Annotated in this window: 23 protein-coding genes and 1 tRNA gene; 16 read left to right on the top strand and 8 right to left on the bottom strand. The window is 59.6% G+C overall.

Annotation, left to right across the window (positions count from 1 at the left end; translation table 11 throughout):
• Positions 1–209: 209 nt before the first annotated feature.
• The 4 genes from FGQ67_RS01950 (at position 210) to FGQ67_RS01935 (ending at position 4,898) form a co-directional block, all read left to right on the top strand.
• Positions 210–929 carry a GntR family transcriptional regulator gene (locus FGQ67_RS01950; RefSeq protein WP_138339757.1) on the top strand — a complete coding sequence of 240 codons (720 nt, stop codon included), beginning with the start codon at positions 210–212 and terminating at the stop codon, positions 927–929.
• 124 nt (positions 930–1,053) lie between these two features.
• A complete protein-coding gene (locus tag FGQ67_RS01945) occupies positions 1,054–3,027 on the top strand; it encodes a RecQ family ATP-dependent DNA helicase (protein WP_138339756.1) in 1,974 nt (657 codons plus the stop codon).
• 2 nt (positions 3,028–3,029) lie between these two features.
• Positions 3,030–3,785 carry a GntR family transcriptional regulator gene (locus tag FGQ67_RS01940; protein WP_138339755.1) on the top strand — a complete coding sequence of 252 codons (756 nt, stop codon included), beginning with the start codon at positions 3,030–3,032 and terminating at the stop codon, positions 3,783–3,785.
• A 144-nt stretch (positions 3,786–3,929) separates the two neighbouring features.
• A complete protein-coding gene (locus FGQ67_RS01935; protein ID WP_117735445.1) occupies positions 3,930–4,898 on the top strand; it encodes an SIS domain-containing protein in 969 nt (322 codons plus the stop codon).
• 132 nt (positions 4,899–5,030) lie between these two features.
• On the opposite strand, the gene FGQ67_RS01930 is transcribed toward FGQ67_RS01935, so the two are convergent.
• A complete protein-coding gene (locus FGQ67_RS01930; RefSeq protein WP_118345367.1) occupies positions 5,031–6,008 on the bottom strand; it encodes an L-lactate dehydrogenase in 978 nt (325 codons plus the stop codon).
• Between the two features lie 229 nt (positions 6,009–6,237).
• Here FGQ67_RS01930 and metA point away from each other — a divergent pair, with 229 nt between their 5' ends.
• Complete coding sequence (metA, locus tag FGQ67_RS01925; protein WP_138339754.1) at positions 6,238–7,164, top strand: homoserine O-acetyltransferase MetA; 927 nt, start codon at positions 6,238–6,240, stop codon at positions 7,162–7,164.
• A gap of 42 nt (positions 7,165–7,206) precedes the next feature.
• On the opposite strand, the gene FGQ67_RS01920 is transcribed toward metA, so the two are convergent.
• The 4 genes from FGQ67_RS01920 to FGQ67_RS01905 all read right to left on the bottom strand — a co-directional run bounded on the left by FGQ67_RS01920 (position 7,207) and on the right by FGQ67_RS01905 (position 11,865).
• The gene (locus tag FGQ67_RS01920) at positions 7,207–7,803 is read right to left on the bottom strand and encodes a 5-formyltetrahydrofolate cyclo-ligase (protein WP_117743128.1); all 597 of its coding nucleotides are present in this window, start codon (positions 7,801–7,803) and stop codon (positions 7,207–7,209) included.
• A gap of 121 nt (positions 7,804–7,924) precedes the next feature.
• Positions 7,925–8,254 carry a type II toxin-antitoxin system HicB family antitoxin gene (locus FGQ67_RS01915; RefSeq protein WP_022094981.1) on the bottom strand — a complete coding sequence of 110 codons (330 nt, stop codon included), beginning with the start codon at positions 8,252–8,254 and terminating at the stop codon, positions 7,925–7,927.
• Complete coding sequence (locus FGQ67_RS10390; protein WP_117799308.1) at positions 8,247–8,510, bottom strand: type II toxin-antitoxin system HicA family toxin; 264 nt, start codon at positions 8,508–8,510, stop codon at positions 8,247–8,249. Before FGQ67_RS10390 ends, FGQ67_RS01915 begins: the two co-directional genes overlap by 8 nt.
• 313 nt (positions 8,511–8,823) lie before the next feature.
• The gene (locus FGQ67_RS01905; RefSeq protein WP_138339753.1) at positions 8,824–11,865 is read right to left on the bottom strand and encodes an insulinase family protein; all 3,042 of its coding nucleotides are present in this window, start codon (positions 11,863–11,865) and stop codon (positions 8,824–8,826) included.
• A gap of 278 nt (positions 11,866–12,143) precedes the next feature.
• On the opposite strand from FGQ67_RS01905, the gene FGQ67_RS01900 reads away from it, so the two are divergent.
• From FGQ67_RS01900 to FGQ67_RS01870, 7 genes are all read left to right on the top strand, one after another.
• Positions 12,144–12,848 (top strand): GntR family transcriptional regulator, encoded by a 705-nt coding sequence (locus tag FGQ67_RS01900; protein WP_138339752.1) that lies wholly within the window; start codon positions 12,144–12,146, stop codon positions 12,846–12,848.
• 128 nt (positions 12,849–12,976) lie between these two features.
• Positions 12,977–13,396, top strand: coding sequence for a PTS sugar transporter subunit IIA (locus FGQ67_RS01895; protein ID WP_138339751.1), 420 nt, complete (start codon positions 12,977–12,979; stop codon positions 13,394–13,396).
• Positions 13,397–13,458: 62 nt separating this feature from the next.
• On the top strand, positions 13,459–13,932 hold the full coding sequence (locus FGQ67_RS01890; protein WP_138339750.1) for a PTS sugar transporter subunit IIB: 474 nt from the start codon (positions 13,459–13,461) through the stop codon (positions 13,930–13,932).
• A gap of 194 nt (positions 13,933–14,126) precedes the next feature.
• Positions 14,127–15,161, top strand: coding sequence for an SIS domain-containing protein (locus tag FGQ67_RS01885; RefSeq protein WP_117629022.1), 1,035 nt, complete (start codon positions 14,127–14,129; stop codon positions 15,159–15,161).
• Between the two features lie 81 nt (positions 15,162–15,242).
• On the top strand, positions 15,243–16,016 hold the full coding sequence (locus FGQ67_RS01880) for a PTS mannose/fructose/sorbose/N-acetylgalactosamine transporter subunit IIC (RefSeq protein WP_138339749.1): 774 nt from the start codon (positions 15,243–15,245) through the stop codon (positions 16,014–16,016).
• On the top strand, positions 16,016–16,864 hold the full coding sequence (locus FGQ67_RS01875) for a PTS system mannose/fructose/sorbose family transporter subunit IID (RefSeq protein ID WP_138339748.1): 849 nt from the start codon (positions 16,016–16,018) through the stop codon (positions 16,862–16,864). Before FGQ67_RS01880 ends, FGQ67_RS01875 begins: the two co-directional genes overlap by 1 nt.
• A gap of 428 nt (positions 16,865–17,292) precedes the next feature.
• A complete protein-coding gene (locus FGQ67_RS01870) occupies positions 17,293–18,759 on the top strand; it encodes an ATP-binding protein (RefSeq protein ID WP_138339747.1) in 1,467 nt (488 codons plus the stop codon).
• 100 nt (positions 18,760–18,859) lie between these two features.
• On the opposite strand, the gene FGQ67_RS01865 is transcribed toward FGQ67_RS01870, so the two are convergent.
• Positions 18,860–19,351, bottom strand: a complete 492-nt coding sequence (locus FGQ67_RS01865) for a hypothetical protein (protein ID WP_138339746.1) — start codon at positions 19,349–19,351, stop codon at positions 18,860–18,862.
• A gap of 215 nt (positions 19,352–19,566) precedes the next feature.
• On the opposite strand from FGQ67_RS01865, the gene FGQ67_RS01860 reads away from it, so the two are divergent.
• Positions 19,567–20,235 (top strand): hypothetical protein, encoded by a 669-nt coding sequence (locus FGQ67_RS01860; RefSeq protein ID WP_138339745.1) that lies wholly within the window; start codon positions 19,567–19,569, stop codon positions 20,233–20,235.
• A gap of 18 nt (positions 20,236–20,253) precedes the next feature.
• Positions 20,254–20,649 carry an HNH endonuclease gene (locus FGQ67_RS01855; protein WP_171025136.1) on the top strand — a complete coding sequence of 132 codons (396 nt, stop codon included), beginning with the start codon at positions 20,254–20,256 and terminating at the stop codon, positions 20,647–20,649.
• Positions 20,650–21,094: 445 nt separating this feature from the next.
• Here the strand turns inward: FGQ67_RS01855 and FGQ67_RS01845 are convergent, their stop codons facing one another.
• Together FGQ67_RS01845 and FGQ67_RS01840 are read right to left on the bottom strand one after the other, a co-directional pair.
• A complete protein-coding gene (locus tag FGQ67_RS01845; RefSeq protein WP_138339742.1) occupies positions 21,095–21,781 on the bottom strand; it encodes a DUF5710 domain-containing protein in 687 nt (228 codons plus the stop codon).
• Positions 21,782–22,097: 316 nt separating this feature from the next.
• A tRNA-Val gene (locus FGQ67_RS01840) sits at positions 22,098–22,172 on the bottom strand.
• 259 nt (positions 22,173–22,431) lie between these two features.
• Between FGQ67_RS01840 and FGQ67_RS01835 the strand changes: the two genes are divergently transcribed.
• Together FGQ67_RS01835 and FGQ67_RS01830 are read left to right on the top strand one after the other, a co-directional pair.
• Entirely contained in the window at positions 22,432–23,166 is a 735-nt protein-coding gene (locus FGQ67_RS01835) for a response regulator transcription factor (RefSeq protein ID WP_117743134.1), read from the top strand.
• Positions 23,163–24,950, top strand: coding sequence for a sensor histidine kinase (locus FGQ67_RS01830; RefSeq protein WP_249934353.1), 1,788 nt, complete (start codon positions 23,163–23,165; stop codon positions 24,948–24,950). The genes FGQ67_RS01835 and FGQ67_RS01830 overlap by 4 nt, the downstream gene beginning before the upstream one ends.
• The last annotated feature ends 92 nt before the right edge of the window (positions 24,951–25,042 follow it).

Here is a 25,042-nt window from a genome sequence, read left to right as displayed (position 1 = left end):
TTGCCTACCCGGATTCGCGCCTCAGGACTCAGCGCAACGCGTTGCGCTGAGTCCTGAGGCTGTTGCAATGAAAATGACAATCAAGGTAAAGGCACCAAAAACCTGTCCCTTTTGGTAGGTTCGGTGTACCGTTTTATCATTGGGGTATCATGGGAACAGACGTTATATACGTATTCGACATTTCGATATTTTGATAAGAGTGATCAGATATGTCTGCACCTAAAAATGCACCGCTTTACCAGCAGATTTACGATGAAATCAAAGATGCGATCGAAAAGGGTGTCTATACGTCCAAGGAGCGCATTCCATCCGAGCTTGAGCTTGCCGAGCAGTACGAGGTGAGCCGCATCACGGTGCGCCGTGCTGTTGGGGAGCTGTGCTCCGACGGATATCTGGTTAAGCAGCAGGGCCGCGGTACGTTTGTGGCCACGCCGCACATCAATCGTCAGTTCCGTGCCTCGACGCTGCAGACGTTTACCGCGCTGTGTGCCGATAATGGCATGAAGGCCGGTGCGCGCGTAGTCGATCGTCAGATTGTTCCGGCGCGTCAAAACGAGATGGAATTCTTTGGCCTGCCGAAGGACGCGCTACTGCTGCACATTAAGCGCGTGCGCACGGCCGACGGTGAGCCCATCTTTGAGGAGAACATCTTTGTGCCGTTCGACCAGTACCGCGAGCTGTTGACGGCCGATCTTGAGAACAAATCGATTTTTGCCGAGGTCGAGCGCGTGGGCGGAACGCCGATCGTCTCGGTTGGCTATCGCACGGTTGAGGCCGTTCGCGCCAGCGTCGAGCAGGCGGCCGAGCTGGGCATTGCCCCACACGATCCGCTGCTTAATCTGCGTGCCGGCTTTATCGGTCCCAACGGCGAGCCGGTCCTGATGGGCAAGCAGTACTACATCGGTAGCCGCTACGTCATGGTCATATAGGCTATGCGGTTTTGCCAAACCGCGTAACGCTTCGACGCCGCGTCCCCAATGACCACCTGCTGCTCGGCGCTTGTCCTTGTGGCGGCGTATAATCGGCGGCAGATGACTTGGACGTTAGGAAACCATGACCGATAGCATGCAGCAGATGGCGCTCGACACGCTCGGCGCCTATTTTGGCTACACCTCGTTTCGCCCGGGGCAGGACCGCATGGTCGATGCGATCCTTGCCGGTCGCGATGCGCTGGGCGTTATGCCCACGGGCGCCGGCAAGTCCATTTGCTACCAGGTGCCCGCGCTCATGCTGCCTGGCATCACCTTTGTGGTGAGCCCGCTGCTATCGCTTATGGAGGACCAGACCCGCGCGCTGCTCGCGGCGGGTGCGCGCCCCAGCTATCTCAACTCCAGCCTTACTCCGGCCCAGCAAAACACCGTGCTCAAGCGGGCGCGCGAGGGTCGCTACCAGCTTATGTACGTGGCGCCCGAGCGCCTGCTCGAGCCGCGCTTTTTAGCCTTTGCGCAGGAGGCCGCGGCGGACGGCGGCATCGGCGTGCCGCTCGTGGCCATTGACGAGGCCCACTGCGTAAGCCAATGGGGCCAGGATTTCCGCCCCGCCTACCTGCAGATTCGCGAGTTCATCGATTCCCTGCCGCAGCGCCCCATCGTGGCGGCCTTTACCGCTACGGCGACCGAGCGCGTGCGCGCGGACATTCAGCAGATGCTCGGCCTGCGCGACCCGGCCACGGTCGTGACGGGCTTCGATCGCAAGAACCTCTACTTTGGCTGCGAGGAGATGGGCGACAAGGCTAAGGCCGCCTGGGTGCGCGACTATGTGATCGCGCATTCGAGCGAGAGCGGTATCGTGTATTGCTCGACCCGCAAGACCGTCGATGCGCTCGCGAGCGAGCTTGCCGAGGCGCTGAGCCCCAGCGGCATTCGCGTTGGTCGCTACCATGCCGGCATGGGCAACGACGCCCGTCGCCAAAGCCAGCGCGCCTTTATCGACGACGATATTCAGGTGATGGTCGCCACCAACGCCTTTGGCATGGGCATTGACAAGCCCAACGTGCGCTACGTCATCCATAACAACGTGCCCGAGAGCATCGAGGCCTACTATCAGGAGGCGGGTCGTGCCGGCCGCGATGGCGATCCGGCCAGCTGCTACTTGCTGTGGAACGGCAACGATTTTCGCATGCGCCGCTTTTTGATCGACCGCGGCGATGCGGCCGACGAGGCGCTCGACGATGAGCAGCGCGCGTGGGCGCTCCAGAATCGATATCGCCTGCTCAGCCAGATGGAAGGCTACTGCAATACCACCGGCTGCCTGCGCGAATACATGCTGCGCTACTTTGGCGACGAGGCCGCGGCCGAGCATGCGGCCGTAGTCGGCACCGCCTCGGATGACGCCGAGGGCTGCGGCAACTGCAGCAACTGCCTTACGCAGTTCGAGGTCGAGGACGTCACCGATATGGCCCGCGCCGCTGTGCGTTATGTGGCCGCGCGTCCCATGCGCTTTGGCAAGTCGCTCATCGCCGACGTGCTCCACGGCGGCAACACCGAGCGCATTCGCCAGATGCATCTGGACGAGGGCCGTGGCTACGGTGAACTGTCGAGCGAATCGGTCGGGCGCATCAAGGACATCATCGGCCAGTTGTGCGGCCGCGGTTATTTGGCCGCCTCGCAGGGGCAGTACCCGGTCGTGGGCCTGGGTCCGCGTGCCGGCGAGGTCGAAGAGGAGGCGTTTGCCTTTACCGTTAAGCGCCGTGCGTCCAAGCGCAAGGCCTCGGCCCGCGTTCGCCGTGCGGTGGATCTGCTGCGCGAGGAGGCCGAGCTGGATCAGCGCCCGCGCGTGGGCGACGATGCCGAGCTATTCGAGCGCCTGCGTGCCCTGCGCAAGGAAATCTCGACCGAGCTGGAGATGGCGCCGTACATGGTCTTTTCCGACAAGGCCCTGCGCGGTCTGTGTCGCCTGCGCCCGCAGACGCGCGACGAGCTTATCCAGGTCAACGGCATCGGCGAGAAAAAGGCCGACGCCTTTGGCGAGCAGTTTATGGCGGCGATTGAAGAGTTTGAGTCCGAGCATGCGCGAGATGGAGCGTAACGATGGCAACTGACGATAAAACCGAGCGTGCCGACGTGTCCGCCGTGCCGCTGTACCAGCAGGTCATGGACGACCTAAAGGGCGAAATCGCGCGCGGCGTGTACGCGCCCGGCTCGCGCATTCCTTCCGAGATGGAGCTTGCGAAGTCCTACGGCGTGGGGCGCATCACCGTGCGTCGCGCCATCGAGGAGCTGTCGCGTGCGGGGTATCTCAACCGTCAACAGGGGAGGGGCACCTTTGTGTGCGCTCCCAAGCTCAAACGCAAGATTCGCCAGAAAGGCGATGTCCAGAGCTTTACTGAGGGCTGTGCCGCCAACGACATGGTGGCCGGAGCACGCTTGGTGTCGCGCACGGTGGTCGCGGCGACGCGCGAGGACGCGGCTTTTTTTGGCGTGGAGCCCGGCTGCGAGCTTATCGTGGTCGAGCGCGTGCGCACGGCAGATGGCGTGCCCGTCATGCTCGAGAACAACGCCTTTGTGCTGGCCGATCATCCCTACCTGCAGACGCTTGCCGACGAGGGCCTTGCCGATAACTCGATCTTTGCGCTCGTTGCCGAGCATTCGGGCCGCGCACCGCTCAAGTCCGACCCCTGCACCGTGGAGATTGCGCTTGCCGATGCTCAGGCGGCCCCGCTGCTGGAGGTGCCGGTCGGCGAGCCGCTCTTCTATATGGAGGCTTACTTTACCGATGCGGACGGGCTGCCCCTGCTGCTCGGGCGTCAAAAGATCGTGGGCTCGCGCTACTTGTTTGACATCTAACGCCCATAGACAGAACAACATAGAACAAATTTGCTGAAACGACTTCACCTGTGACAGCTCGCATGCTATAAATAGGACAACATAGAACGATCGCAGGTACGAGCTGTCGTCGTTCAAAGCCGCCACACAAGGAGGAGCGTCACGGTGAACGCACACGATCTGATTCAGGAAATTATCGAGCGCAAAGGTAAGATCGAGAACGTCTTTTGGATCGCCTGTGGCGGTTCGATGATCGACCTGATGCCGGCCAACGAGCTGCTCAAGCGCGAGGCCACCACGTTTGCCTCGACGGTCTACACCGCGCGCGAGTTTTGCCTGATGGCCCCCAAGAGCCTGGGGCCGAAGTCGCTCGTCGTCGCCTGCAGCCACAGCGGCAACACGCAGGAGGTCGTCGACGGTTGCGAGATGGCGCTGGCTGCCGGTGCCGAGGTCGTGGCTATGACCGACTATGCGGGTTCCAAGATCGACAACGGCAAGTGGACCACCTGGGTCTATCCGTGGGGCAAGGGCGAGTCGCAGGCCGAGGTCCCGCAGGGCATCGGCGTTCTGATGGCTGCCGAGCTGCTCGATCAGCAGGAAGGCTACGAGGCGCTCGCCGACATGTATGCCGGCCTTAAGCAGATGGACGCGCTGCTGCCCGCCGCCCGCGAGAAGGTCAACGCGGAGCTGGGCGACCGCTTTGCCGAGCTCTGCCAGCAGCACAAGTTCTTCTACATCCTGGGCTCCGGCCCCAACTTTAGCCAGACCTACGCTATGGCCATCTGCTCGCTCATGGAGATGCAGTGGCAGCACTGCTGCTACATCCACTCCGGCGAGTACTTCCACGGCCCCTTCGAGGCCACCGAGCCCGGCGTGTTCTACTTTGTGCAGCTCGGATCGGGCGAGTGCCGTCCCATGGAGGAGCGCGCGCTCGCATTCCTCAACACGCATACCGATACGGTCATGGTGCTCGATGCGCTCGAGTACGGCGTGGGCGAGGTGCCGGCCAGCGTGCGTTCGTTCCTGGAGCCGATCTTCTTCTACGCGATGAGCTGCGAGCTGCGCGCCGCCCGCGGCAAGGTGTTCGACCACAGCCCCGAGGTTCGTCGCTATATGGGTGTCGAGCAGTATTAGGTACCGGGAAAAGTATTCACCTTCGATTCGCAAGCGAACAGCGTGCGTAAATAGCGGGCCGCACCGGGGATTTCCGGCGCGGCCCGCTCTGCATTGCGTCCATGCGTGGGGGGTATCGCGTCAACCGACGACCTACTTGGCGTCGTAGGCCTCGGCATCCCACCAGTCGAGCTGGGCAATGTTGTCACGGATGTGCTGGCAGCTCTTGTGGAAGCCTTCGAGCTCGTGCTCGGAAAGGTCGAGCGTGTAGACCTCCTCGACGCCCTCGGCACCGATCACGCACGGCAGGGAGGTAAAGATGCCTTCCTCGCCATACTGGCCGGTCATAAGCGTAGAGGCCGAAAGCACGGCGTGCTCGTTGTGCAGAACGGCGGCGCAGACGCGCGCGGCGGAGTTGGCGACGGCGTACTCGGTGCACTGCTTGCCGGCGTAGGTCACATAGCCGCCCTTGCGCGCGAGCTCCTCGATCTCCATGTGGTCGAAGGCGTACTTGTCGGGGTTTTCGGCCTGAAGCTCGGTGAGGCTCTTGCCGGCGATGGTTGCGGCCTTAAAGGCGGCAAGCTGGCTAAAGCCGTGCTCGCCGATCATGTAGGCGTCGATGGACTTGGGGCTCACGCCGATCTTCTTGGAGATCTCGGTGCGCAGGCGGGCGGAATCCAGGCCGCAGCCCGAGCCGATGATCTTCTTGGGATCGTAGCCGGTCAGGTGCCACAGCTCGGTGCACACGACGTCGCAGGGGTTGGAGATGCTCACGAAGATGCCGTCAAAGCCGGCGTCGACGATGCGCTTGGCAAAGGTGCGCGCGGCGTCGGTGGTAAAGAACAGCTCGCCGTCGCGGCTGCCAGCGGCCAGCGCGACCTTGCCGGCGGCATTGACGATGACGTCGCAGCAGGCCAGCTCCTCGTAGTGGTCGTAGCAGTTGACGATCTTGGTGTTGTACGGGACAAACGAAAGGGAGTCGCGCAGGTCCTGGACCTCGGACGTCACCTTGGCCTCGTTGATATCGCACAGGTACAGCTCGTCGGCAATGCCCTGCATAAGCAGGCTGTTGGCGACATGTGCTCCTACGTGGCCCTGGCCGACCACACCGATCTTACGCGTCTGGTACATATACGTATCCTTCCGGCCGAGTTTTTCGCGTCGAACCATTGTAGCGTCCTGGCGTCACTTTGCTAGACTAAAGTGCCGTAGATTTTTGGGACATGCCTTAATTTCTACTTTTGCGGCGTTGGAGGGTAGATTTTTGGGACCTACCCGAAAATCTACCGCTGGGCGATGTGCTCGCGCGGATGGGGTTGCTCGTTGTACCATAGCTGCAACTGACTCGTAAGGAGCATCCATGCCCATTCGCATCCCCGACGCCCTCCCTGCCGCCGCGCAGCTCGAGAGCGAGAACATCTTTGTCATGACCGAGTACCGTGCGCTGCACCAGGACATCCGTCCGCTGCGCGTGCTCATCCTCAACCTCATGCCCACCAAAATCGCCACCGAGACGCAGATCATGCGCAAGCTCTCCAACACGCCGCTGCAGGTGGAGGTGGACCTGCTGCGCACCAAGACGCACGAGGCCACGCACGTGAGCGCCGGCCACCTGGAGACGTTCTACCGCACGTTCGACGACATCCGCGACATCCACTACGACGGCCTGATCATCACGGGCGCGCCGGTGGAGCAGATGCCGTTCGAAGAGGTCGACTACTGGCCCGAGCTCTGCCAGATCATGGACTGGTCCACCACACACGTGCACTCTACGCTGCACATTTGTTGGGGCGCACAGGCCGGTCTGTACCATCATTACGGTATTCAGAAGTACGACCTGCCGGCAAAGGCGAGCGGCGTCTTTGAGCATTATCTGGTGAAGCCGCAGAGCCCGCTGGTCCGCGGTTTTGACGACCGTTTCTATGCCGTGCATTCGCGCAACACCGATGTGCGCCGCGAGGACGTGGAGGCCGAGCCGCAGCTTGAGGTCGTGGCCGTGTCCGACGAGGTGGGCCTGTACATCGTCAAGTCGACCGACAGTCGCCGCTTCTTTGTATTTGGCCACCCCGAGTACGATACCGACACGCTGCGCCTGGAGTACGAGCGCGATGTGAAGCGCGGGCTCAACCCTCAAGTGCCGGCGCATTACTTCCCGAACGACGACCCCACGACCGAGCCGCGCAACGTCTGGCGCAGCCAGGCTCAGCTGTTTTACACCAACTGGCTCAACTACTACGTCTACCAGACCACGCCCTACGACCTGGCCCGCGCCGGCGAGGAGCACTAGACTGCGATGGTACTGCTGTAGCCGTGGCTGATGTGGCGGCGATTAGGCGCTGATGATGTCGGGCAGCGGCAGGTCGTGGGCATCGGTGGGGACGTGGTTGATGCGTTGTTCGTCAAAGGCGATGCCGATGATTTGGCATGCGGGTGAGAGCATGGGCAGGTAGCGGTCGTAGCAACCGCCGCCGTAGCCCAGACGCGCGCCGGTTTGATCGAAGGCCACGAGCGGCACAACAATCATGTCGAGTGCTTCGGCAGGCACGATGGGGAAGCGGCCGCTGTCGATGTCCGTGGCCGCGAAGGCCCGCGCGGGGTGGGCGATAAACGGAGCCGCGAACGCATCGTCGGCGGCAACTGCTCGCATACACATGCGCTGGCCACAAGCTGCGGCATCAATTGCCGAGAGCATGCACGGATAGGCCACGCGCCAGCCGCGCGCGGCGACCGCAGCGGCAAACGCGGCAGGGTTGACCTCGGAACCCATCGCGGCATAGATGGCAACGGTGTGCGGCACCGCGGCATCCGAGCGATCCAACAGCTCAACCAGCCGCGTACAGATAACGGCGGACTTTGCCGCACGCACATCCAAATCAAGAGCATCGCGCCGGGAAATCACCGCCCGTCGCAACTCAGCCTTATCCATCCCAGCTCCCTCTCCCAAACCTACCAAAAAGGGACAGGTTTATTTTGGCAGGTTTTATCTGGGCAAACGTCGAAGCCGCCGCAAAGGCGCCCTTTGTGGCGGCTTCGACTCGACGTTGGCTTCACAGCGCCGCAGCGATCGCTTCAGTCACAAACTTATTGAGTGACTCACCCTTCTTTGCCGCCGCCAGTGCTGCTTGCTTGTGGAGCTCAGAGCCCGTTCTTACGTTGAACGAGCCCTTAAAAGCCCGCTCGGGTTCCTTGCCCTTCTCGGCGCAAAACTCAAGGTAATCGTCGACGGCGTCGTGGAAGCATTGCTCCACTTCTTCAGCCGTGGAGCCTTCAAATACGATTGCGTCCCTAATGCCGGCGACCATACCTGTTAGCACATGCTGTTCGGCATCGAACTCGACCGGGGCGAAATAACCCTTATATGCCAAAACGTTACTCATGACTACCTCCGACATCTTGCAGAAAGCGAACGATGTTTCGAATGGTCCCCGCTGTCAATTCGTCAGATGGATGAGGCGTGTGCATTACGAACATCCTGCCATCTGATGGCCTGTAGAAGCGAACGCGCGATCCGGATGTCTTGCCTTTGCTGTCCATTTCAAAGCCATATGAAGCTATAACTTTAAGAAAGTCAGCGAATCTATACGTTGAAGGACAGCTAAGCAGCTGGGCGATGAGTTTATCGGATCGAGTCATCCCGCCTCACATTCTGCAACTATATTCTAGTTGCAATTTCAGTTTGATGCAAGCACCTCTACTATAGAACATGTGTGCGTATAGAACAAGTGTTCGAATCACAACTGAGGAAGGAGACAGGCACCTTTGTGGTGGTCTGTGCTGTGGAGTGGGCGTCTGCGGCGGTTTGTCTCAATCTGTAACAGTAACTCGGCAAAATTGGACCTAGATGTTACAGATTGAGACAAACCGCCGCGGTGGGCTGCGCCGCCCCGCTCAAACCGCAGAAAAAAGGTAGATTTTCAGACATGTCCCAAAAATCTACCTTGGTGCGTTAGCCCATCAGGTCGACTACGTTAAAGCCGGCGTTGCTCTTGGCGATGACTTCGCGGCCGCCAAAGACGCAGGTGGGCGATTCGGCTGCGATGCGCGTCACGTCGGCGCCGAGCGAGCGCAGCTCACTGGGCGTGGCGGCGAGCATCTGGGCGCGGCGCTTCTCGCGGGCGTGCGGATCGAGCCCGGCCAGGTAGGTCGTGTTGCGGCGCTTGGTGAGCGCGTAGGGCTTCACCGGCGCGTCCATGCCGCTCACACAGCTCACGATAAAGCCCTCAAAGGCGGCCTTGTCGGGTTCAAAGCTGCCGAGCCATTCGCCTGCGCGCGCCACGCGCTCAATCGAGGGATCGATTGCCGGGTCGCGGTAGGTGTAGAACGCCGCCTGGCGCTCGCCGGCCGCGCGGAATCCGCAGCCGTACGCGCCGCCCTTTACGCGGATCTCGTTCCACAGGTAATCGTAGGAGAGCGCGTTGGCGGCAACCGCCCAGGCGCCCGTCACGTCGATGCCCAGACGGCGCGGGTCGCATGCGCTTGCCGCAAAGCAGATGTCGCTGGGGATGACAAAGGCCTCGTGGCGGTCGCGCGGCACCGGCACCACGAGCGCGTCGCGGCCGGCAGCGCCGTCGCCAGCGTCCGCGCTCAACCCCAGGTCGCCCGCGGCGGCCCAGTACGCGTTAAAGTCTTCATCGCTGCCGGTAAAGCTCGCCAGGCAGCCATCGGCCACAAAGATGCGGCCCGCCAGCTCGGCAAGCTTGGCGCGCAGGCTATCCAAGCGCTCGTCAAAGTGTTCGAGCAGATCACGCAAGAACAGGTAGAAGTCCACGCCCGAGAGCTGTTCGCGCACCACGGCCGAAGGCGAGCTGTAACTCATCGCGCGACCGAGTGCTGCCGAGTGGCCGTTGTTGATAAAGCCCTGCTCAAGCCCAATGCGAATCTGCGTGAGCACGTCGCGCACGCGGTCGGCATCGGCGTCCGCCAGCAATGTGCTCGACCACACCTCGCGCGGCAGGCTCGCCAGCGCGTCGATCTTTTCGGACAGGGCGCCGGCGCTCACCAGCAAGTAGGGGCGCACGCCGTCCACGTCGGGCTGGGTCATGACCTCGGTCGTAAAGCTCAAAAAGCCCAGCTTGCCGGCAAGTAAATTGTCGAGCTCCTCGGCCGAATGCTCGCGTGTGGGCAGCTGCTTGAGCAGGCGGCAGAGCAGCGTCACATAGGGCAGATCCTCAAACGCGACGCAGCTCAGGTCGAAATACTGCATGGCGTAGGCCAGACGGTTGGTGGGGATGCCGTGGCGCAGACAGGGAATGGGCGCAGTGGTGTCCACGACCAGCGGCGGCTCGGGGCGCGCCTCGCCAATGTCGGACACGCGCAGGCGCGGCAGCGTGGCCTTGGCCTCGGGCGTGTCTTCGGCCTCCTGCGCGGCACGCAGCGCGGCCGTGCGCTCGACCACGTCGGCCAGCTCGGCATCGGTCATGGCATCGCGCTTGGCTGCCAGCTCGGCGGCCTCGGCACCCTCCGAACCCTCGGCGGCGTCCACCGGCACCAGCTCGACCAGCGCCATGTGATCGTTTTCCAGCACCAGCTCGCGCAGCAGGTCCTCAAAATAGTTGCCGTCCAGCTCGCCACGCAGCTCCTCGTACACCGGGCCGTACTTGAGCGCCAGCGTCGCGGCGTTGTCATCGTAGAGCCAGGTGCTCAGCGCATCGCACGCAATGGCCACGCCGTCGGCGATACCGTAGTCGCGCTGGCGCAGGTCGTATTCGTTGCTGCTGATGATGGCTTCCAGGCGCTCGCGCGGAACGCCATGCTTGCATAGGTCGCGGCAGGCGCCCTGGAACACGCGGCGCAGCTCGCGCGCCACGCCGGGCTGCGCGTTTTGCAGCATGATGAGCTCGTAGGGCTGCAGGCTCTCGGCCGCGGTGTAGCTCACCACGTTGCCGCCCAGGCCGGCGGACAGAATGGCTTTCTTAACCGGCGCTTCGTTGGAGCCCAGCAGTGCCTCAAACAGGATATCCGCCGCGATCGTGCGTTTGCGGTCGAGCGCGCTGCCCAGCACCAGGCCCAGGCCTACCAGGGCGTTCTCGGGTGTAGTGGCCATCTCGACGCGCTTGTACTCGCAGGTCACGGGCGCCTGCACGCCCAGCGGATTGGGTGCCAGCGTGGACGGGTCCTCGCCGGCGGCAACGGCTGCGTCCATGCGGCGGCTCGCGGCGCTCGGCTGCGACAGATAGCGCTCGTCCAAAAAGGCCAGTGCGCGGTCCACGTCCAGGTCGCCGTAGAGCGTGATGTAGGAGTTGGAAGGATTGTAGTGGCGCGCATGCGTGTCCAGGAACTGCTCGTAGGTGAGCGCGGGAATCGCGCGCGGGTCGCCGCCGCTCTCGTGCGCATAGGCGGTGTCGGGATAGAGCGCGGCGTTGACGGCGTCGTCCAGCACGCTCATGGGGTCGGACAGCGCGCCCTTCATCTCGTTGAACACCACGCCGTTATAGCGCAGCGTGCCCTCGCGCAGGCTCGCGGCGTCGCCCTCGCCTTCGGCGCCCTCCGGCAGGTCCAGCTCGTAGTGCCAGCCCTCCTGCTCAAAAATGGTGGGTTTGGTATAGATGGCCGGGTTGAACACCGCGTCCAGGTACACGTCCATCAGGTTGTACAAATCCTGCTCGTTGGTGGTGGCAACGGGGTAGATGGTCTTGTCGGGGTAGGTCATGGCGTTGAGGAACGTCTGCATGGAGCTCTTGATCAGATCGACAAACGGCTCCTTGACGGGGAACTTGGCCGATCCGCACAGCACCGAGTGCTCAAGAATATGGAACACGCCGGTGGAATCGGCCGGCGGCGTCTTAAAGCCAATGGCAAAGGCCTTGTTTTCGTCGTTGCACGCCAGGTACAGCAGACGAGCGCCCGAGGCGGTGTGGCGCAGCACGTAAGCGTCCGAGTCGAGCTCGGGGACGGTCTCGCAGCGCTCGACGGCAAAGCCGTGGCAGGTGGTGCCAGGCACCAGCAGTGCGGCGGCAGCGGCGCGCGGGTCGGTTGAGGTGGTGGGCATATGCAGCCTCCTTTGACGCCCCAGCGGGGGCGAATCGAGTCGAATCCTCGAGAGTATACCCATATGGGGCCGCGGCTCTGCGGCGAACTGACAACTGCCAGCCGGGACATCGACGTCGGTTCGGCGGCACATGTCGCGAGCGGGCGCTATCCCCGTTTAAATGAAATAACCCCCGATGGCCGAAACATGCTGGAAATAGTATGGAACGCTTAAAAGTTCTAATACAATATAAGTTATCTATCTATAAACTGCCGATTCCTTGCAAAGGTATGGTTGATATGGTTGAAGCAAATAGCGTTATTCCCCTGTACAAGCAGATCGTTCGCGCACTTTCTGATTTGATTGCCAACGGCACGTACCGCCCGGGAGATAAGCTCCCTACTGAGACGGAACTCATTGAGCAATTTGGCGTGAGCCGAATTACTGTGCGCTCGGCAATCAAGGAAATGGAAGATGCTGGGCTTGTTGAGAGGGCCCGCGGCAAGGGCACGTTCGTTTCGTCGGACACACAGATGTATGCCGCGGACGACCGTGAGAGCTTTACCCATTCGTGCCAGCTTGCGGGAAAACAGGCATCTACCAGGGTGCTCGAAATGGGCTGGGATTTTCCAAGCCTGCGAGACGCAAAGTTCCTGGGTGTTGACGACACTCAAAAGGTATTGCGCAGTCGCCGTCTGCGCCTTGTGGATGGCAAGCCCACGATGCTGGAAACCAATTGCTATTCCGACACACTTTCATTCCTGGAGCATGAGTCCCTCGAGGATTCGCTTATGGCGGTGCTCGATCGCCATGGGATTAAGATGGGGCCCAACACGCGTACGCTCGAGGTCTGCTACGCGAGCGAGCTCGAGGCGGCATATCTTAACGTGGAGCTGGACTCCTCGCTGCTCTTGTTTGTCGATAGACGTTATGCTCCGGGCGGCGAGCCGCTCTTCATCTCCCGTCAGGTGTATTGCACTGAGCGTCTGAAGTTCTATCTGTAAATAAATCCGTCGATTTACCGACTGATTGTTACCGTTCGCGGAATTAGAAAATTGACACTCCGCGCCGGGAAGATTGCTAATATACTTTGTTATGACAATATAGTACGTCTTATTGATATTGGAGAACTATGAATAAGATTTTGCTAGCGAGTCATGGCTATCTCGCCCAAGGTATGAAGAGCTCTCTGGAGATTCTGATGGGCGCCAACGACCGAATCGAGTGTCTGTGCGCCTATGTCGATGACGACACGAGGGATGTCGCAGCGCTTATCGATGCTTGGATGGAGTCGAAGGATCCGGCCGACACGTGGTTTGTCGTAACTGACATCTTTGGCGGTTCCGTAAACAACGAGTTCATCCAGAGGCAGGCCGCCGGATCGTTTACGTTGATCGCCGGAATGAACTTGCCGCTGCTGGTGGAAATGGTTACACAGCTGGACTTCCTGGATGCGGACAAGGCCAAAGCCGCGGTCGAGGGATCGCGTTCGTTTATCCAGCTTTGTGAGGCGGCGGATATGCTCGCCGATGTCGAAGAAGAAGAGTTCTAGCTCAAGCTTCAACGAATAATTCAACCCTGTCATTACCTTTATTACGCGCGGAGATGATTACGATGATTAAGCTTACGAGGGTCGATTACCGATTGATTCACGGCCAGGTCGCCATGTCTTGGACACATGCGCTGGATGTCGATTGCATCCTGTGTGCCAGCGATGCCGTGGCAAAGGACGACATGAGAAAAGCCGCTTTGAGGCTAGCTCGTCCCAACGGCGTGAAGCTCGTCATAAAAGACGTAAACGCGGCCATCGAGGCGCTCAACAGCGGCGTCACCGACAAGTATTCGCTGTTTATCATTGTCGAGACGATCGAGGATGCCTATCGCCTTGCTAAGGGTTGCAAAGACATCAAAGAGATCAATTTGGGCGGAACTCGAAAGTCTCCCGAGACCACGCTTCATCCGACTCCCGCGATCTTTGCGACCGAAACCGATGCCGAGCATATCCAAGAGCTTGTCAATGATGGCGTGGTTATCGAAATCCGTCAGGTCCCCAATGACTCAAAGGTATTTGCCAAGGACGTTTTCTAGCTGGAAACATGCCATTGTCTAGCATTTATTAACTAGGTCCTCCTTTCTTAAGCCCGTCGATCATTTAATCGGCGGGCTTTTTATTAAAGAAAAATCAAAAAAATCTGAAATAGTTCTTGCATAGTTAGTTATATAAAGTATTATAACGTCATGGGATGAATGAAGGGTTCATCCAAGTGAGTTAGGAGTAAGGGATGTTCAATTTCGATGAGCCTCGTTACGAGAAGGTTGTGAGCGATGCCCTCGCTCTCCGTCCTCAGATTGAGGCTGCCGTGGACAAGGTCTGCGAGCAGGGTTATTCCAACATCTTCTTCATCGGCTGCGGCGGCACCTGGGCCCACACGCTCCCGATGAAGTATTGGGTCGAGACCACCACGGCCGACGTCGACGTCCACTGCGAGATTGCCGCTGAGTTCCTCGCATGCCCGCCCAAGACCTTCAACAAGGACTCGGTCTGCGTCTTCTCCACCCGTACCGGCACCACCCCCGAGATCATCGAGGCCGCCAAGTTCTGCCAGGAGCAGGGCGCCCGCACGCTGATGTATGTCTCCAACGACAACACCCCGGCCACTGAGTACGCCGATTACAAGTTCTTCAGCTTCGCCGAGGACGACGTTCTGTGCGAGGCCATCTACACCTACCAGATCACGCTGGTCGCCCGCTTCCTCAAGAACGCCGGCGCCTTCCCCAAGTACGACACCTTCATGGAGGAGTTCGGCAACATCGCTCCGTACCTCATCAAGGCCAAGGACGCTCAGGACGAGCGCTGCGCCGCCATGGCCGAGGACTTCAAGGACACCGACTACCACATGGTGATCGGCTCCGGCATGCTCTGGGGTGAGGCCTACGACTACGCTATGTGCATCCTCGAGGAGATGCAGTGGATCAAGACCAAGTCCATCCACGCCGCCGAGTTCTTCCACGGCACCATCGAGCTGTGCGAGGAGGGCACGAGCCTCATCATGCTCTACGGCGAGGACGACACCCGTAAGCTCATGGACCGCGTGGACAACTTCACCCACATGCTCGCCGACGAGAAGGGCGTTAACGTCCGCGTGAACAAGTTTGACACCGCCGAGGTCGAGCTGCCGTTCAGCGACCCTGAGTTCCGCAAGATCGTCTCCCCGATGGTCACCTACACCATCACCGAGCGTCTGAGCTGCCATCTCGAGCACGTCCGTAACCACCCGCTCACCACGCGTCGTTACTATCACCAGATGAACTACTAATCCTCTCAAATTGCTGTGGTTGTCTGCAGGCGAGCTGCGCAGAATGCCTCGCCTGCAGACCTGTTTCTGGGGTTGATCTAAATGGTTGTCCAGTATCTTCTAATTGCACTGGTCGCATTTATTGCGTCCATGGACGAGCAATTATTTGGCATTACGATGCTTGGTCGTCCGCTGTTTACGAGCCTGTTTGTCGGCTTGATTCTTGGCGATGTCCAGCAGGGCGTTATCGTCGGCGCTGCTTTGGAGTCCATGTTCATGGGCGCCATCATGGTCGGCGCGGCGGTTCCTCCCGAGGTCTATGCCTCCGGCGTGCTTGGCTGCGCGTTTGCCGTCATTACGGGTACGGGCACGGCAACTGCCGTCGCGCTCGCCCTTCCCGTCTCCGTCTTCCTTCAGGTGTGGCGCAACTTCTGCTACGCCGTTCCGGGCGCCTTTGCCTGTAAGAAGATTGAGACCGCTCTGGCAAATCGCGATCTTGCCAAGGCGAATCTGTACCATCTGACCATCGTGCCGCTGTCGATTGGCATTCCGTCTGCACTGCTGGTGTTTGGCTCGCTGTTCTTTGGTGCCGACCTCATCAACAATGCGCTCAGCGCGATTCCGCAGTTTGTGATGGACGGCCTCAACGTTGCGTCCGGCGTAATGGTCTGCATCGGCTTCGCTCTTCTTATTAGGACCATGGGCGACAACAAGCTTCTTCCTTGGCTGTTCATCGGCTTCATTATGGTCATTTACCTCAAGATGGACGTGGTCGGCGTCGCCGCAGCTGCCATTTGCGTCGCGCTGCTCCTGGCCTTCCGCGAGGGCTCGTCCGGTCCGCAGGCGGTTGCTGCAGATGAAGAGGAGGACTTCTAATGGCTACCCAGAACACCGACCTCAAAGAGGCCAAGAAGGATGCGATTATGACTCCCGATATGTATCGGAGCATGTTCCTTCGCCAGTTTACGAGCCAGTGCTCGCAGTCGTACGACAAGATGATGGCAATGGGCTTCATGTACACCATTCAGAAGCCCTTGCGAAAGATCTATCCCAACGACGACGATTACTATGCGGCGCTCGATCGCCATACTGAGTTCTTTAACATCACGCCTCATGTGCTTCCGTTTGTAGCCGGCCTAACGGTTTCGATGGAAGAGCAGGCGGCTGCCGATAAGAACTTCGACACGTCCTCGATTAACGCCATGAAGGTCGGTCTCATGGGACCGCTTTCCGGCATTGGCGATTCGTTCTACTGGGGTACGTTCCGCGTGGTCGCTGCCGGCATTGGTATTGGTATCGCTTCGACGGGCAACCCGCTCGGCCCCATCGTGTACGCGCTCATTTACTCCGTGATTAACTTTGCAACGCGTATCGTCGCAGCCCATCTGGGATACGACCTGGGAACCAAGTTTTTGCAGCAGTCCGAAGAGAACAACCTTATGTCTCGCATGACGCATGCTGCCGGTGTCCTCGGAATGACCGTTATCGGCGCCATGATTGCGGCACAGGTCTCACTGTCCACTGCTTTGACCTTTGACGTGGGCGGTTCGGAGATTGTCCTGCAGGATCTGTTCGATTCGATCTTCCCCGGTCTGCTGCCCTTGCTGGCAACCTTTGCCTGCGTCGCCCTGTACAAAAAGGGCGTCAAGACCATTTGGATCATCTTGGGCATCTTTGCAATCTGCATCATCGGAACGGGCTTGGGAGTGTTCGCGGCGGCGTAATGTTAACTCCTATGCTCGCGCGTTGGATAGCTAACTGACCGTTTGAAAACGGGGCTCGGCGTAAGGCCGGCCCCGTTTTTTTTGAGGGATTTTCCGACTGTCCAAAAATCCACGCTCGTCCATTGCTTACGCATCTCTCATCTCTCATTCGTCACTAATACGAGAGATAACAGAAAGACGAGAGATGAATATGAGAGATAACTGAGCAGCAAAGAGACAAGAAATCACGGTATTGTCTCAATACTGATTGTTCTACCAGCAAAAACATGTTTAAATGAAACAGATGGTAGATATCTTATCTCTCATCTTTCACTCATCTCTAATACGAGAGATAACAGAGAGACAAGAGATAATTACGAGAGATAACTGAGAGACGAAGGAAATCTATTCGCGGCATTCTCCGCCGGACCGAGCGAAAGGACGTGCAGATGAACGAGAACGAGCTGATCGGTCTGCTCGAGTCTTTAAGGCGCATGGGCTCGGACGATCTTAGCGTCGAGGTCAAGGAGAGCGCCACGACGCTTTCTCGCGACGTATGGGAAACGGTTAGCGCATTCGCGAATACCGCCGGCGGAATTATCGTGCTCGGCGTGAGCGAGCGCGCGGGCTTTGTCCCGGTTGAGGACTTTGAGACCGAGAAGGTGCTCAACCAATTTGTCGCAGGCATGGGTGATGCCGGCAGTCGCGGAAAACTGGCCAATCCGCCCAAATACACTATTGAGCGCGTGGAGCTTCGGGGCACCGTGGTTCTCGTTATCACGATTGAGGAGCTCGACCCGTCGAGCAAGCCCTGCTATGTAATAGAACGCGGCGCCCAGGGCGGCAGCTACAAGCGCATTGATGACAAAGACGTGCCACTTTCATCGACCGAGGTTTTGGCACTGTCGTCATACGAGCGGACGAGTCCTAGCGATCGCGATGCAGTGCCCGGCGCGGTTGCAGGCGATCTTGACGAGGCACTGGTCGATCGCACGATAGAGCGTGCTTTCTCGCTGACACCTCGGGCAATGCGCGGCGCGCCGGACAAGAAAACGAAGCTGGAGCGCCTGAATTTCCTCGACTCCCAGGGCAAAGTTACTAAGGCCGGGCTCCTGGCTGCGGGTGCCTATCCTCAGCAGTTCTATCCTAAGCTCTTTATCGATGTGGCGGTCTATGCCGGAACGCAGAAGGGCGCGGCGGGGTCGTTGAGGTTCATGGACCGTACGATCTGCGAGGGAACGTTGGGCGAAATGATCTCGGATGCCGTCGCGGCAGTCGCCAAGAATTTGCGGCGAACCTCGACGATCCAAGGCGTCTCGCGTGTCGACTCGCTGGAGATTCCCGAGGAGGTCCTGCGTGAGGCAATCGCCAACGCCGTAATCCACCGAGAATACGGAGATCGGTTCTGTGGGCAGTCGATCGCTGTTGACGTCTTTGATGACCGTATCGAAGTGACGAACCCCGGCGGCCTATACGGAGGAAAGACTCGCGAGAACTTGTTTGACGGCAGCTCCCGGTGCCGCAACGCGACGCTCATGAAACTCATGTCGATTGTTCCGCTGCCGGATGGCGCAGGTTCGCCGGCTGAGGGCAATGGCTCGGGCATTCCGATGATGATCGACGCCATGTGTGCTCATGGTTTGGCCGAGCCCCTGTTCTGCCCGGGATTCGATCGGTTCAAAGTGGTTCTCTATCGCTCAAAGGTCGAGCCGGTCGACCACGGCGGTGACTTAATTGTGGCGGCACTTAAGCGTTGCGGTGAGCTGGGTACGCGCGAGTTGGCGGAGCACACAGGGCTCACAATTTCCCAGGTTAGGTCGCGCGTCAACACACTCATTGCTCAAGGCGAGCTTGAGCCCACAGCGCCGGCGACGAGTCGCAACCGCAAGTATCGACTGCTGGAGCGTGCGGAATAAATGCGCCAGCGGACGAGGTGACCCAATAATCGACTCTCGATTGGCGCCCGCTAAGGTAAGGCGGTTGTTGCCCAGTCGACGGCGAAGTTAAAAATCCGGCTTACGCTGGCATAGTCCCGAACCCATCCATCAAGAACAGCCTAAGAACCAGCTTGATGGCATATCCCGGTTTGACTTCAGCCGCGCCAAAGACGTGGCGCTCGGCGAGCTCGCTGCAGTATGCGTAGATATCGCGGATAAGGTCCGCGCCCGAAAGCGTAAACATGTAGCCCGCGTCCGAAAGCGCATTGGGCGCGGCGGGCAACTTGGCCATGTGGCAGAACGTTTGCAGGTCGGGCGCCATAACATTCTGGTAGTCGAGGTGGCCGCTGGCATCCTGTGCGGCAAGCTCCAATTGGCGCACAAAATCCAGCGCCGCCGCTAACACAAAGCTCGGCGTAGGCGCATTGACGTCCTGAGTGGTCGCCACAAGCCTGCCCGCCGCCTGCGTGACAAGCCAAGCGACCTCGCGCTGGCAGCGCACGGCCTTGCGCGTAACCGGCTTGATGGACGAAGAAGAAACGCTTCCCTTAGGCGGATTCGAAGCAGCCACAAAACCCTCCCATGAACGACCCGGCTCAATAAACCCGGATGAAACACGTGCTACATCAGTATACAGGGGAGTGGGATAGCGGGGTATGAGCGCGCCAGCGGCAAACCGAGAGCATCAACGATGTGCCGATCGCGGAATGAGATCTCGTAATAATTGACTCTCGGCCATATTATTGAGGGGCATGACTCGCGTTCGTATGGTTGTAGGTGCTGGCGATGAACGACATTGACCTTGCTGTTCCGTTGATGGATGGACCAAGCTATGACCGTGCCTGCAGTCTCGTGCCTTCCGAATACGTTGAGGCATGGGAGTGGTTTCTGGGTGAGGAGCAGCGCGGCGGCGTTTGGACCAGCCTTCCGCACCGCACCAAGGAAGATAGCCCTCAGTATCAGTATCGTTTGAGAATTGGCGCGGACTTCTTTCCCGTAACGCGGGATTCAGGGATCTTCTGGCCGGGCCAGGATCGGGTGAAGCAAGATCCCAATAAGATCTTTGCGCTTTCGGTCCATAACTCTAAAAAGAGCTTCTACACCGATGTTCCTCCGCTCTATTTGGATGACGGTACGTGGGTCATTAAGTATTCGGTTCAAGCGCCAGGCGTCGTTGGTTCTCGAGACCAGAATTACAACCGTAAAATGCTCAACTGCATGGAATATGGCGTTCCAGTTGGAGTCATATTTGCAACCGAGGTGGGCTATAAGGTGCTCGGCCTTGCGTTTGTTGAACGGTTTGAGCCCGAAAACGGCTGGTTTGTTCTGCATGGTCCCGTTCATAAAGGCGGGCCTGATCCTCGTTTTGCGTCCGACATGAGCTATCTGAAGCACATGCCAGCCGACATTGAGTTTGCCGGACAGAGTGCGACCGATGACGAAAAAGCTCGCTAAGCGTTGAGACGCGAGCGATTGGGGCAGCAATGGTTCCGCAAGCAGCTCGTTGCCGCCTATGATGGCCGTTGCGCGGTGTCGGACTGCGGCGTCAGCGAAGCTCTGGAGGCTGCACATATCGAGAATTACTCGGGACCCAAATCGCAGGTTGCCAGCAACGGTATTCTGCTTCGGCGCGATCTTCATTCCCTATTTGATGCTCACCTGATTTCGTTTGAGCCTGTTTGCGGCGAATATCGGCTGTGCGGATCGTACCTGCTGGATAAGACCGACTACGCTTCCTTTGCGGGTGCGACGCTAAGGCAGCCGAATGAGCGTCAGTGGCGACCCGATACGGTGTTTCTTGAGGCCCATCGCATTGAGTTCGATCGCTCGGAAAAGAAGCGTGAAAAGGCGGGGCTTCTGCCGTATTAGCGTATTTGGCTTTGGCATTCTTTGACGATCGTGTTGTTTGATCGGATCGCGTGGCGATGCAATTTCGCGCGCACTTGCTGGTGCATGCTCTTCCTGGTTTCAATTACGGGAAGGGAGCGAGCGTGAGCTGGCGAGGCGATGTCGTGATGGGGAAGTACGGAAAACTGCCGCGTGCCCTTATCGACAACAATATGTTTCCGAGCGTAGAAGTTGATTGCGGGTCGTTTGTCGTCGCCTGTCCTTGTTGCGGCTCGCAAATACCGTGTCTCGACATTCGGTTCATCGATGCGCGCGACAGACTCAGCGACGAAGTGAGAAAACGGACAGGCGTTCATATGCCGGTGTACCCGGAGAAATGCCCTGTTTGTGGCCTCGATATCGTGTACGACGCCGGCGACGAGGGATAGGTGATGCGGAGGAGCTGGCTGTGAAGGCCTCTCCGTCCCTACAAATAAATCCCCTCACCGAGTTGCCTGTGGAACTCGGCGTGATGGTCGCGTGCCCAGGTAAAGAGCGCCTGGTCAAAGTCAGTGCGCGTAGCCGGGACGCCAAAGACGCCGGCAACTTCGACGCGCACAAACTCCAGTGCCGGCAGCTTGTTGATGGCAGTGAGGGCAAACGGGGATGAGGGCTCCTCGAACAGATAGCGGCTGCCTTGCAGCGCATCGCAACTGGTGCACGTGTTGCCGAGCGACGGGGCTTTGGAGGCTCGCGCGCCCACGGGCTTGTAGCCGCAGCGCTTATGAAGGTAGTCGCGGATCTCGCCCGGCGCGCAGCCAAGAGCGGGCACGATGGCGAGTGCGTTGGCGTTGGCCGTGTCGATGGCAATGTGCCCGGCTTCGTTGGGTGCGTGCGCGATGGCGATGCTCTCGTCGTTATCGGTTCGATAGGGAATGCCGAAGGCCGCGACCGAGGTCTCTTTGTGACACTTCCAGCACTCGCGCTTGCCCAGTACTAGATATATATACGGCGCCGAGAGGTCGGATCGGTCAACACCGGGCAGCCACTCGGCAAAGGGTTCGGGGTTGACGCCGCTAGGTACATACCAGATCTTCTTGGTTCGGTCCCATTTGGCGCCCAGCGCCTTGGCTTCTTCTTTGTGCGAAAAGGGAACATCGAGCTCGGTGCGCATGGCGGCTCCTTGGTGCTGCAGGTGCAAGTGGCTCAAGGATACCGCAGAGCGCAGACATCGCGGCGTTTTGCTGAGAAGTTGCGGTTCGGATGGGTTCGAGACGCGTTGGTCTCGGCCTCGGTGGCTATTGAGCGGTTGGAGCAGTTTGCGGCGCAGTTTTGTGCCTGGCTATTGTTGATGTTGGGGTATTGAATTTATTTGGCAGCCATTCGTCAGGTGAATTGATGCTACGTTGCGATGATGGTTGGAGCTGCCAGCGGATTTGGCGACATAAAACAAAACAGCCCAGAGACATAGCCTCTGAGCTGTGAACATTTGGTGGGCGTTAGAAGATTTGAACTTCTGACCTCTTCCGTGTCAGGGAAGCGCTCTCCCCCTGAGCTAAACGCCCGATCAAGGGTGCGCAAGTGCGCAAGGGATAATATAACGGAGCCTGAACTCGGTGGCAAGAACATTTTTAAAAATCGCTTGCATTGTGGTCTGGTGAGAAAAAGCCGCTCGCCGCCTGCAGGTGACCGTTTGCGGTCAAATTATCGACAAAGCGTAGACAGGTTTGTGGCAAGGTTTCAGGGAAGTATGTGCTGGCTTCGCCGTCTTGCGCACGATTGCACGAGGCGTGTGCCGTTGTTTGAGTAGTATGGGGGCCGACCATGAACATGCTGGTCGTAGATGATGAGGTTGATATCGCAAATATGCTCGCGGAGTTTTTCCGCATGGAGGGCTACGAGGTTTCGGTTGCCCATGACGGGCCGTCGGCCCTGGCGGCGGCTTCTTCTGGCCCCGCCCCCGATATCATGCTGCTCGATGTAAACATGCCGGGGATGGACGGCTTCGAGGTCTGTCGCCGCGTGCGGGAGCATGTGAGCTGCCCGATCATCTTTCTAACGGCGCGCGTTGAGGATATGGACCAGCTTGATGGTTTTGCGGCGGGCGCCGATGACTACGTGCTCAAGCCTTTTTCTCTCGAGGTTCTGGGTCGTCGCGTGGCGGCGCACATGGCGCGCGAGGGAAGGGCTCGCGATCGGCAAAGCGACGGCGCCGTCCGCTTTTTTGGCGAGATGACCATCGATTACGCTCAGCGCATCGTTGAGGTTCACGGCGCGGGCGGTAATCGGGATTCGTCCGCCGGGGGCGATTCGAACGCGGTGACCGTCGACTTGACCAAGCTCGAGTTCGACATCATCGCCCTGTTGAGCAAGCGCCCTGGCCAGGTGTTTGACCGCGATGTGATTTACGAGCGTGTGTGGGGATGGGATGCCGCGGGTGACCCGTCGCAGGTGCGCGAGCACATTCGCCGCATTCGCAACAAGTTTACGTCGGCGGGGATCGCGGACGATCCGATCGCAACGGTATGGGGCGTGGGCTACAAGTGGGTGGCAAAGTGACAGGTTTTGGTAAGGGCCCACGTGGGCGCCATGCGCCTCACGAAGACGGCCGAGTTGTCGCTTGCGAGGACGGTTGTCGGGACAATGGCGGTTCTGTCCGCAGGTGCGACCGCCGCGCAGCTCGCCGCGCCGAGCGACGCGCGGCCCGCGAGCTTGAGCGCGAGCGGCTGAAACGCCTGCCGCGAAAAGAGCGCCTGCGTGCCTGGTGGAGCCTGCGGCCGTTGGGCGTGATCTTCACGGCGTATCTGGTCGCCTATCTTGTTGTCGCCACGGTGCTTGCGCTGAGCGCCATTGAGGTACTCGCGGCTTGGAATAATGGATATTACGAACTCGAGGTGACGCTCGACAACGGTTTGACCGAGCACGGCGTGATCGATTCGGGCCCATACATCTACGACCCCACCTCTCAGCAGCTGCTTCCCGCATCCGAGCTCAACTTGCCAGGCGATGGGCCGTACGCGGTCTTCATTGCGACGGGCGATTGGGGGACCGGTAGCGATTACGTGCCGGAGGGCGGGCGCACCATCAGCACGCTGTACGCGACCGTCGACATGGTTCGTAGCGGCCAGGTGCAGCTCTACGACTGGGGGCTCAATTACAACGAGGGCTATCCGCAGGAGGAGATTCTAGAGGTGAACAGCACGATTCCAGCGGAGAACCTCGCCCGCTATGACGCGTTGAGCCGCGCGGGCCGCGCGCAGAGCGTGGAGCTGTTTGAAAACATGACGGGAGCCGATCTTGAGGAGACGTTTGGCGAAGGGCTCGTCTCGAACACTGCCTATTATGCGGCTTCACCGCCTCCCGATGGTCCGATGCCTTGGGTCCTCACGCTTGCGACGGGGCTTGTGCCCGTTTTGGCGTACGGCGGCCTGGGTTGGCTCACGTTCAAGCACTTCTACCGCGTTCACATCGCCGGGCCCTTGGGGGAGCTGGCGAGCGCCGCGGGGCGCATCGCCGGTCAGGATTTGGATTTCTCGATCGAGCGCGTGCGGGGCAAAGAACTTGGTCGCCTGTCTGAGACGCTGGAGAATATGAGGGCGTCGCTGCTCGATGCCCAGCGCGAGCTGTGGCGCACCGCCGAAGGGCGGCGTCAGCTCAATGCGGCGTTTGCGCACGACCTCCGAACGCCGATCACGGTGCTCAAGGGGACGGTCGAGATGGCGCAGATGCGCCTGCGTCGCGGCGATGAGCTCGATGTTGGTTCGTTGGATGCCCTGTCGGCCCAGGTGGTGCGTTTGGAGCGGTACGCAACGGAGATGGGAGGGCTGAGCAAGCTCGAAGATCGGCCTGTAGACCGCAAGCCGCTGGCGTCGCGGTCTCTTGTGGATGAGCTCGAGTCGCATGCGAACGAGGTTGTTGCGGCGCGCGGGGAAGGGCTCGCGTTGAGGGTTGCAATCGACGAGGGTGAAGATGGCGCCCGTCCCGACATGGTCTACATCGACCTACCCCTGGTCGAAGAGGTCCTCGACAACCTTTTGAGCAATGCGTGCGGCCATGCGAAGGGCGTCATCGAGGTTGAGATTTCTGTTCGCGAGGGCAGGTTGGCTCTGAGCGTTGCCGATGATGGTCCGGGCTTTACGCCCGAAGCCCTGCGGCGCGGGTGCGATCCGTTCTTTAGCGAGAACAAATCTGCCGAGCATTTTGGACTGGGCTTGAATGTGTCGAGCATTTTGTGCGGTTTACACGGGGGAGCGCTTGAGTTAGGGAATGGTTCGACCGGCGGGGCACGTGTGACGGCGACGTTTAGCATGGGCGGCGATGGGGACGAAACAGGGGAATTGTGACGAGGGCTCGCGCGCTACGCGGGCGGGCGTCGCCGGGCTCATCGAACCGTCGGCGAACCAGTTACCTGCTATTACCTTAAGAATGACTTACC

This window comes from Collinsella aerofaciens, assembly GCF_005845035.1.
In the GTDB taxonomy this organism is placed as follows: domain Bacteria; phylum Actinomycetota; class Coriobacteriia; order Coriobacteriales; family Coriobacteriaceae; genus Collinsella; species Collinsella aerofaciens_I.
Note: the sequence above shows the minus strand (reverse complement) of the source record. Positions and strands in the feature narration are given on the sequence as shown.

Coding starts and splice junctions, on each gene's coding strand:
- FGQ67_RS10390 (WP_117799308.1), bottom strand. CDS start 8,510: ATGACTCGATCCGATAAACTCATCGCCCAGCTGCTTAGCTGTCCTTCA.
- FGQ67_RS01920 (WP_117743128.1), bottom strand. CDS start 7,803: ATGGATAAGGCTGAGTTGCGACGGGCGGTGATTTCCCGGCGCGATGCT.
- FGQ67_RS01900 (WP_138339752.1), top strand. CDS start 12,144: ATGGTTGAAGCAAATAGCGTTATTCCCCTGTACAAGCAGATCGTTCGC.
- FGQ67_RS01905 (WP_138339753.1), bottom strand. CDS start 11,865: ATGCCCACCACCTCAACCGACCCGCGCGCCGCTGCCGCCGCACTGCTG.
- FGQ67_RS01945 (WP_138339756.1), top strand. CDS start 1,054: ATGACCGATAGCATGCAGCAGATGGCGCTCGACACGCTCGGCGCCTAT.
- FGQ67_RS01880 (WP_138339749.1), top strand. CDS start 15,243: ATGGTTGTCCAGTATCTTCTAATTGCACTGGTCGCATTTATTGCGTCC.
- FGQ67_RS01835 (WP_117743134.1), top strand. CDS start 22,432: ATGAACATGCTGGTCGTAGATGATGAGGTTGATATCGCAAATATGCTC.
- FGQ67_RS01895 (WP_138339751.1), top strand. CDS start 12,977: ATGAATAAGATTTTGCTAGCGAGTCATGGCTATCTCGCCCAAGGTATG.
- FGQ67_RS01870 (WP_138339747.1), top strand. CDS start 17,293: ATGAACGAGAACGAGCTGATCGGTCTGCTCGAGTCTTTAAGGCGCATG.
- FGQ67_RS01875 (WP_138339748.1), top strand. CDS start 16,016: ATGGCTACCCAGAACACCGACCTCAAAGAGGCCAAGAAGGATGCGATT.
- FGQ67_RS01940 (WP_138339755.1), top strand. CDS start 3,030: ATGGCAACTGACGATAAAACCGAGCGTGCCGACGTGTCCGCCGTGCCG.
- FGQ67_RS01845 (WP_138339742.1), bottom strand. CDS start 21,781: ATGCGCACCGAGCTCGATGTTCCCTTTTCGCACAAAGAAGAAGCCAAG.
- FGQ67_RS01915 (WP_022094981.1), bottom strand. CDS start 8,254: ATGAGTAACGTTTTGGCATATAAGGGTTATTTCGCCCCGGTCGAGTTC.
- FGQ67_RS01860 (WP_138339745.1), top strand. CDS start 19,567: ATGAACGACATTGACCTTGCTGTTCCGTTGATGGATGGACCAAGCTAT.
- metA (WP_138339754.1), top strand. CDS start 6,238: ATGCCCATTCGCATCCCCGACGCCCTCCCTGCCGCCGCGCAGCTCGAG.
- FGQ67_RS01885 (WP_117629022.1), top strand. CDS start 14,127: ATGTTCAATTTCGATGAGCCTCGTTACGAGAAGGTTGTGAGCGATGCC.
- FGQ67_RS01950 (WP_138339757.1), top strand. CDS start 210: ATGTCTGCACCTAAAAATGCACCGCTTTACCAGCAGATTTACGATGAA.
- FGQ67_RS01890 (WP_138339750.1), top strand. CDS start 13,459: ATGATTAAGCTTACGAGGGTCGATTACCGATTGATTCACGGCCAGGTC.
- FGQ67_RS01930 (WP_118345367.1), bottom strand. CDS start 6,008: ATGTACCAGACGCGTAAGATCGGTGTGGTCGGCCAGGGCCACGTAGGA.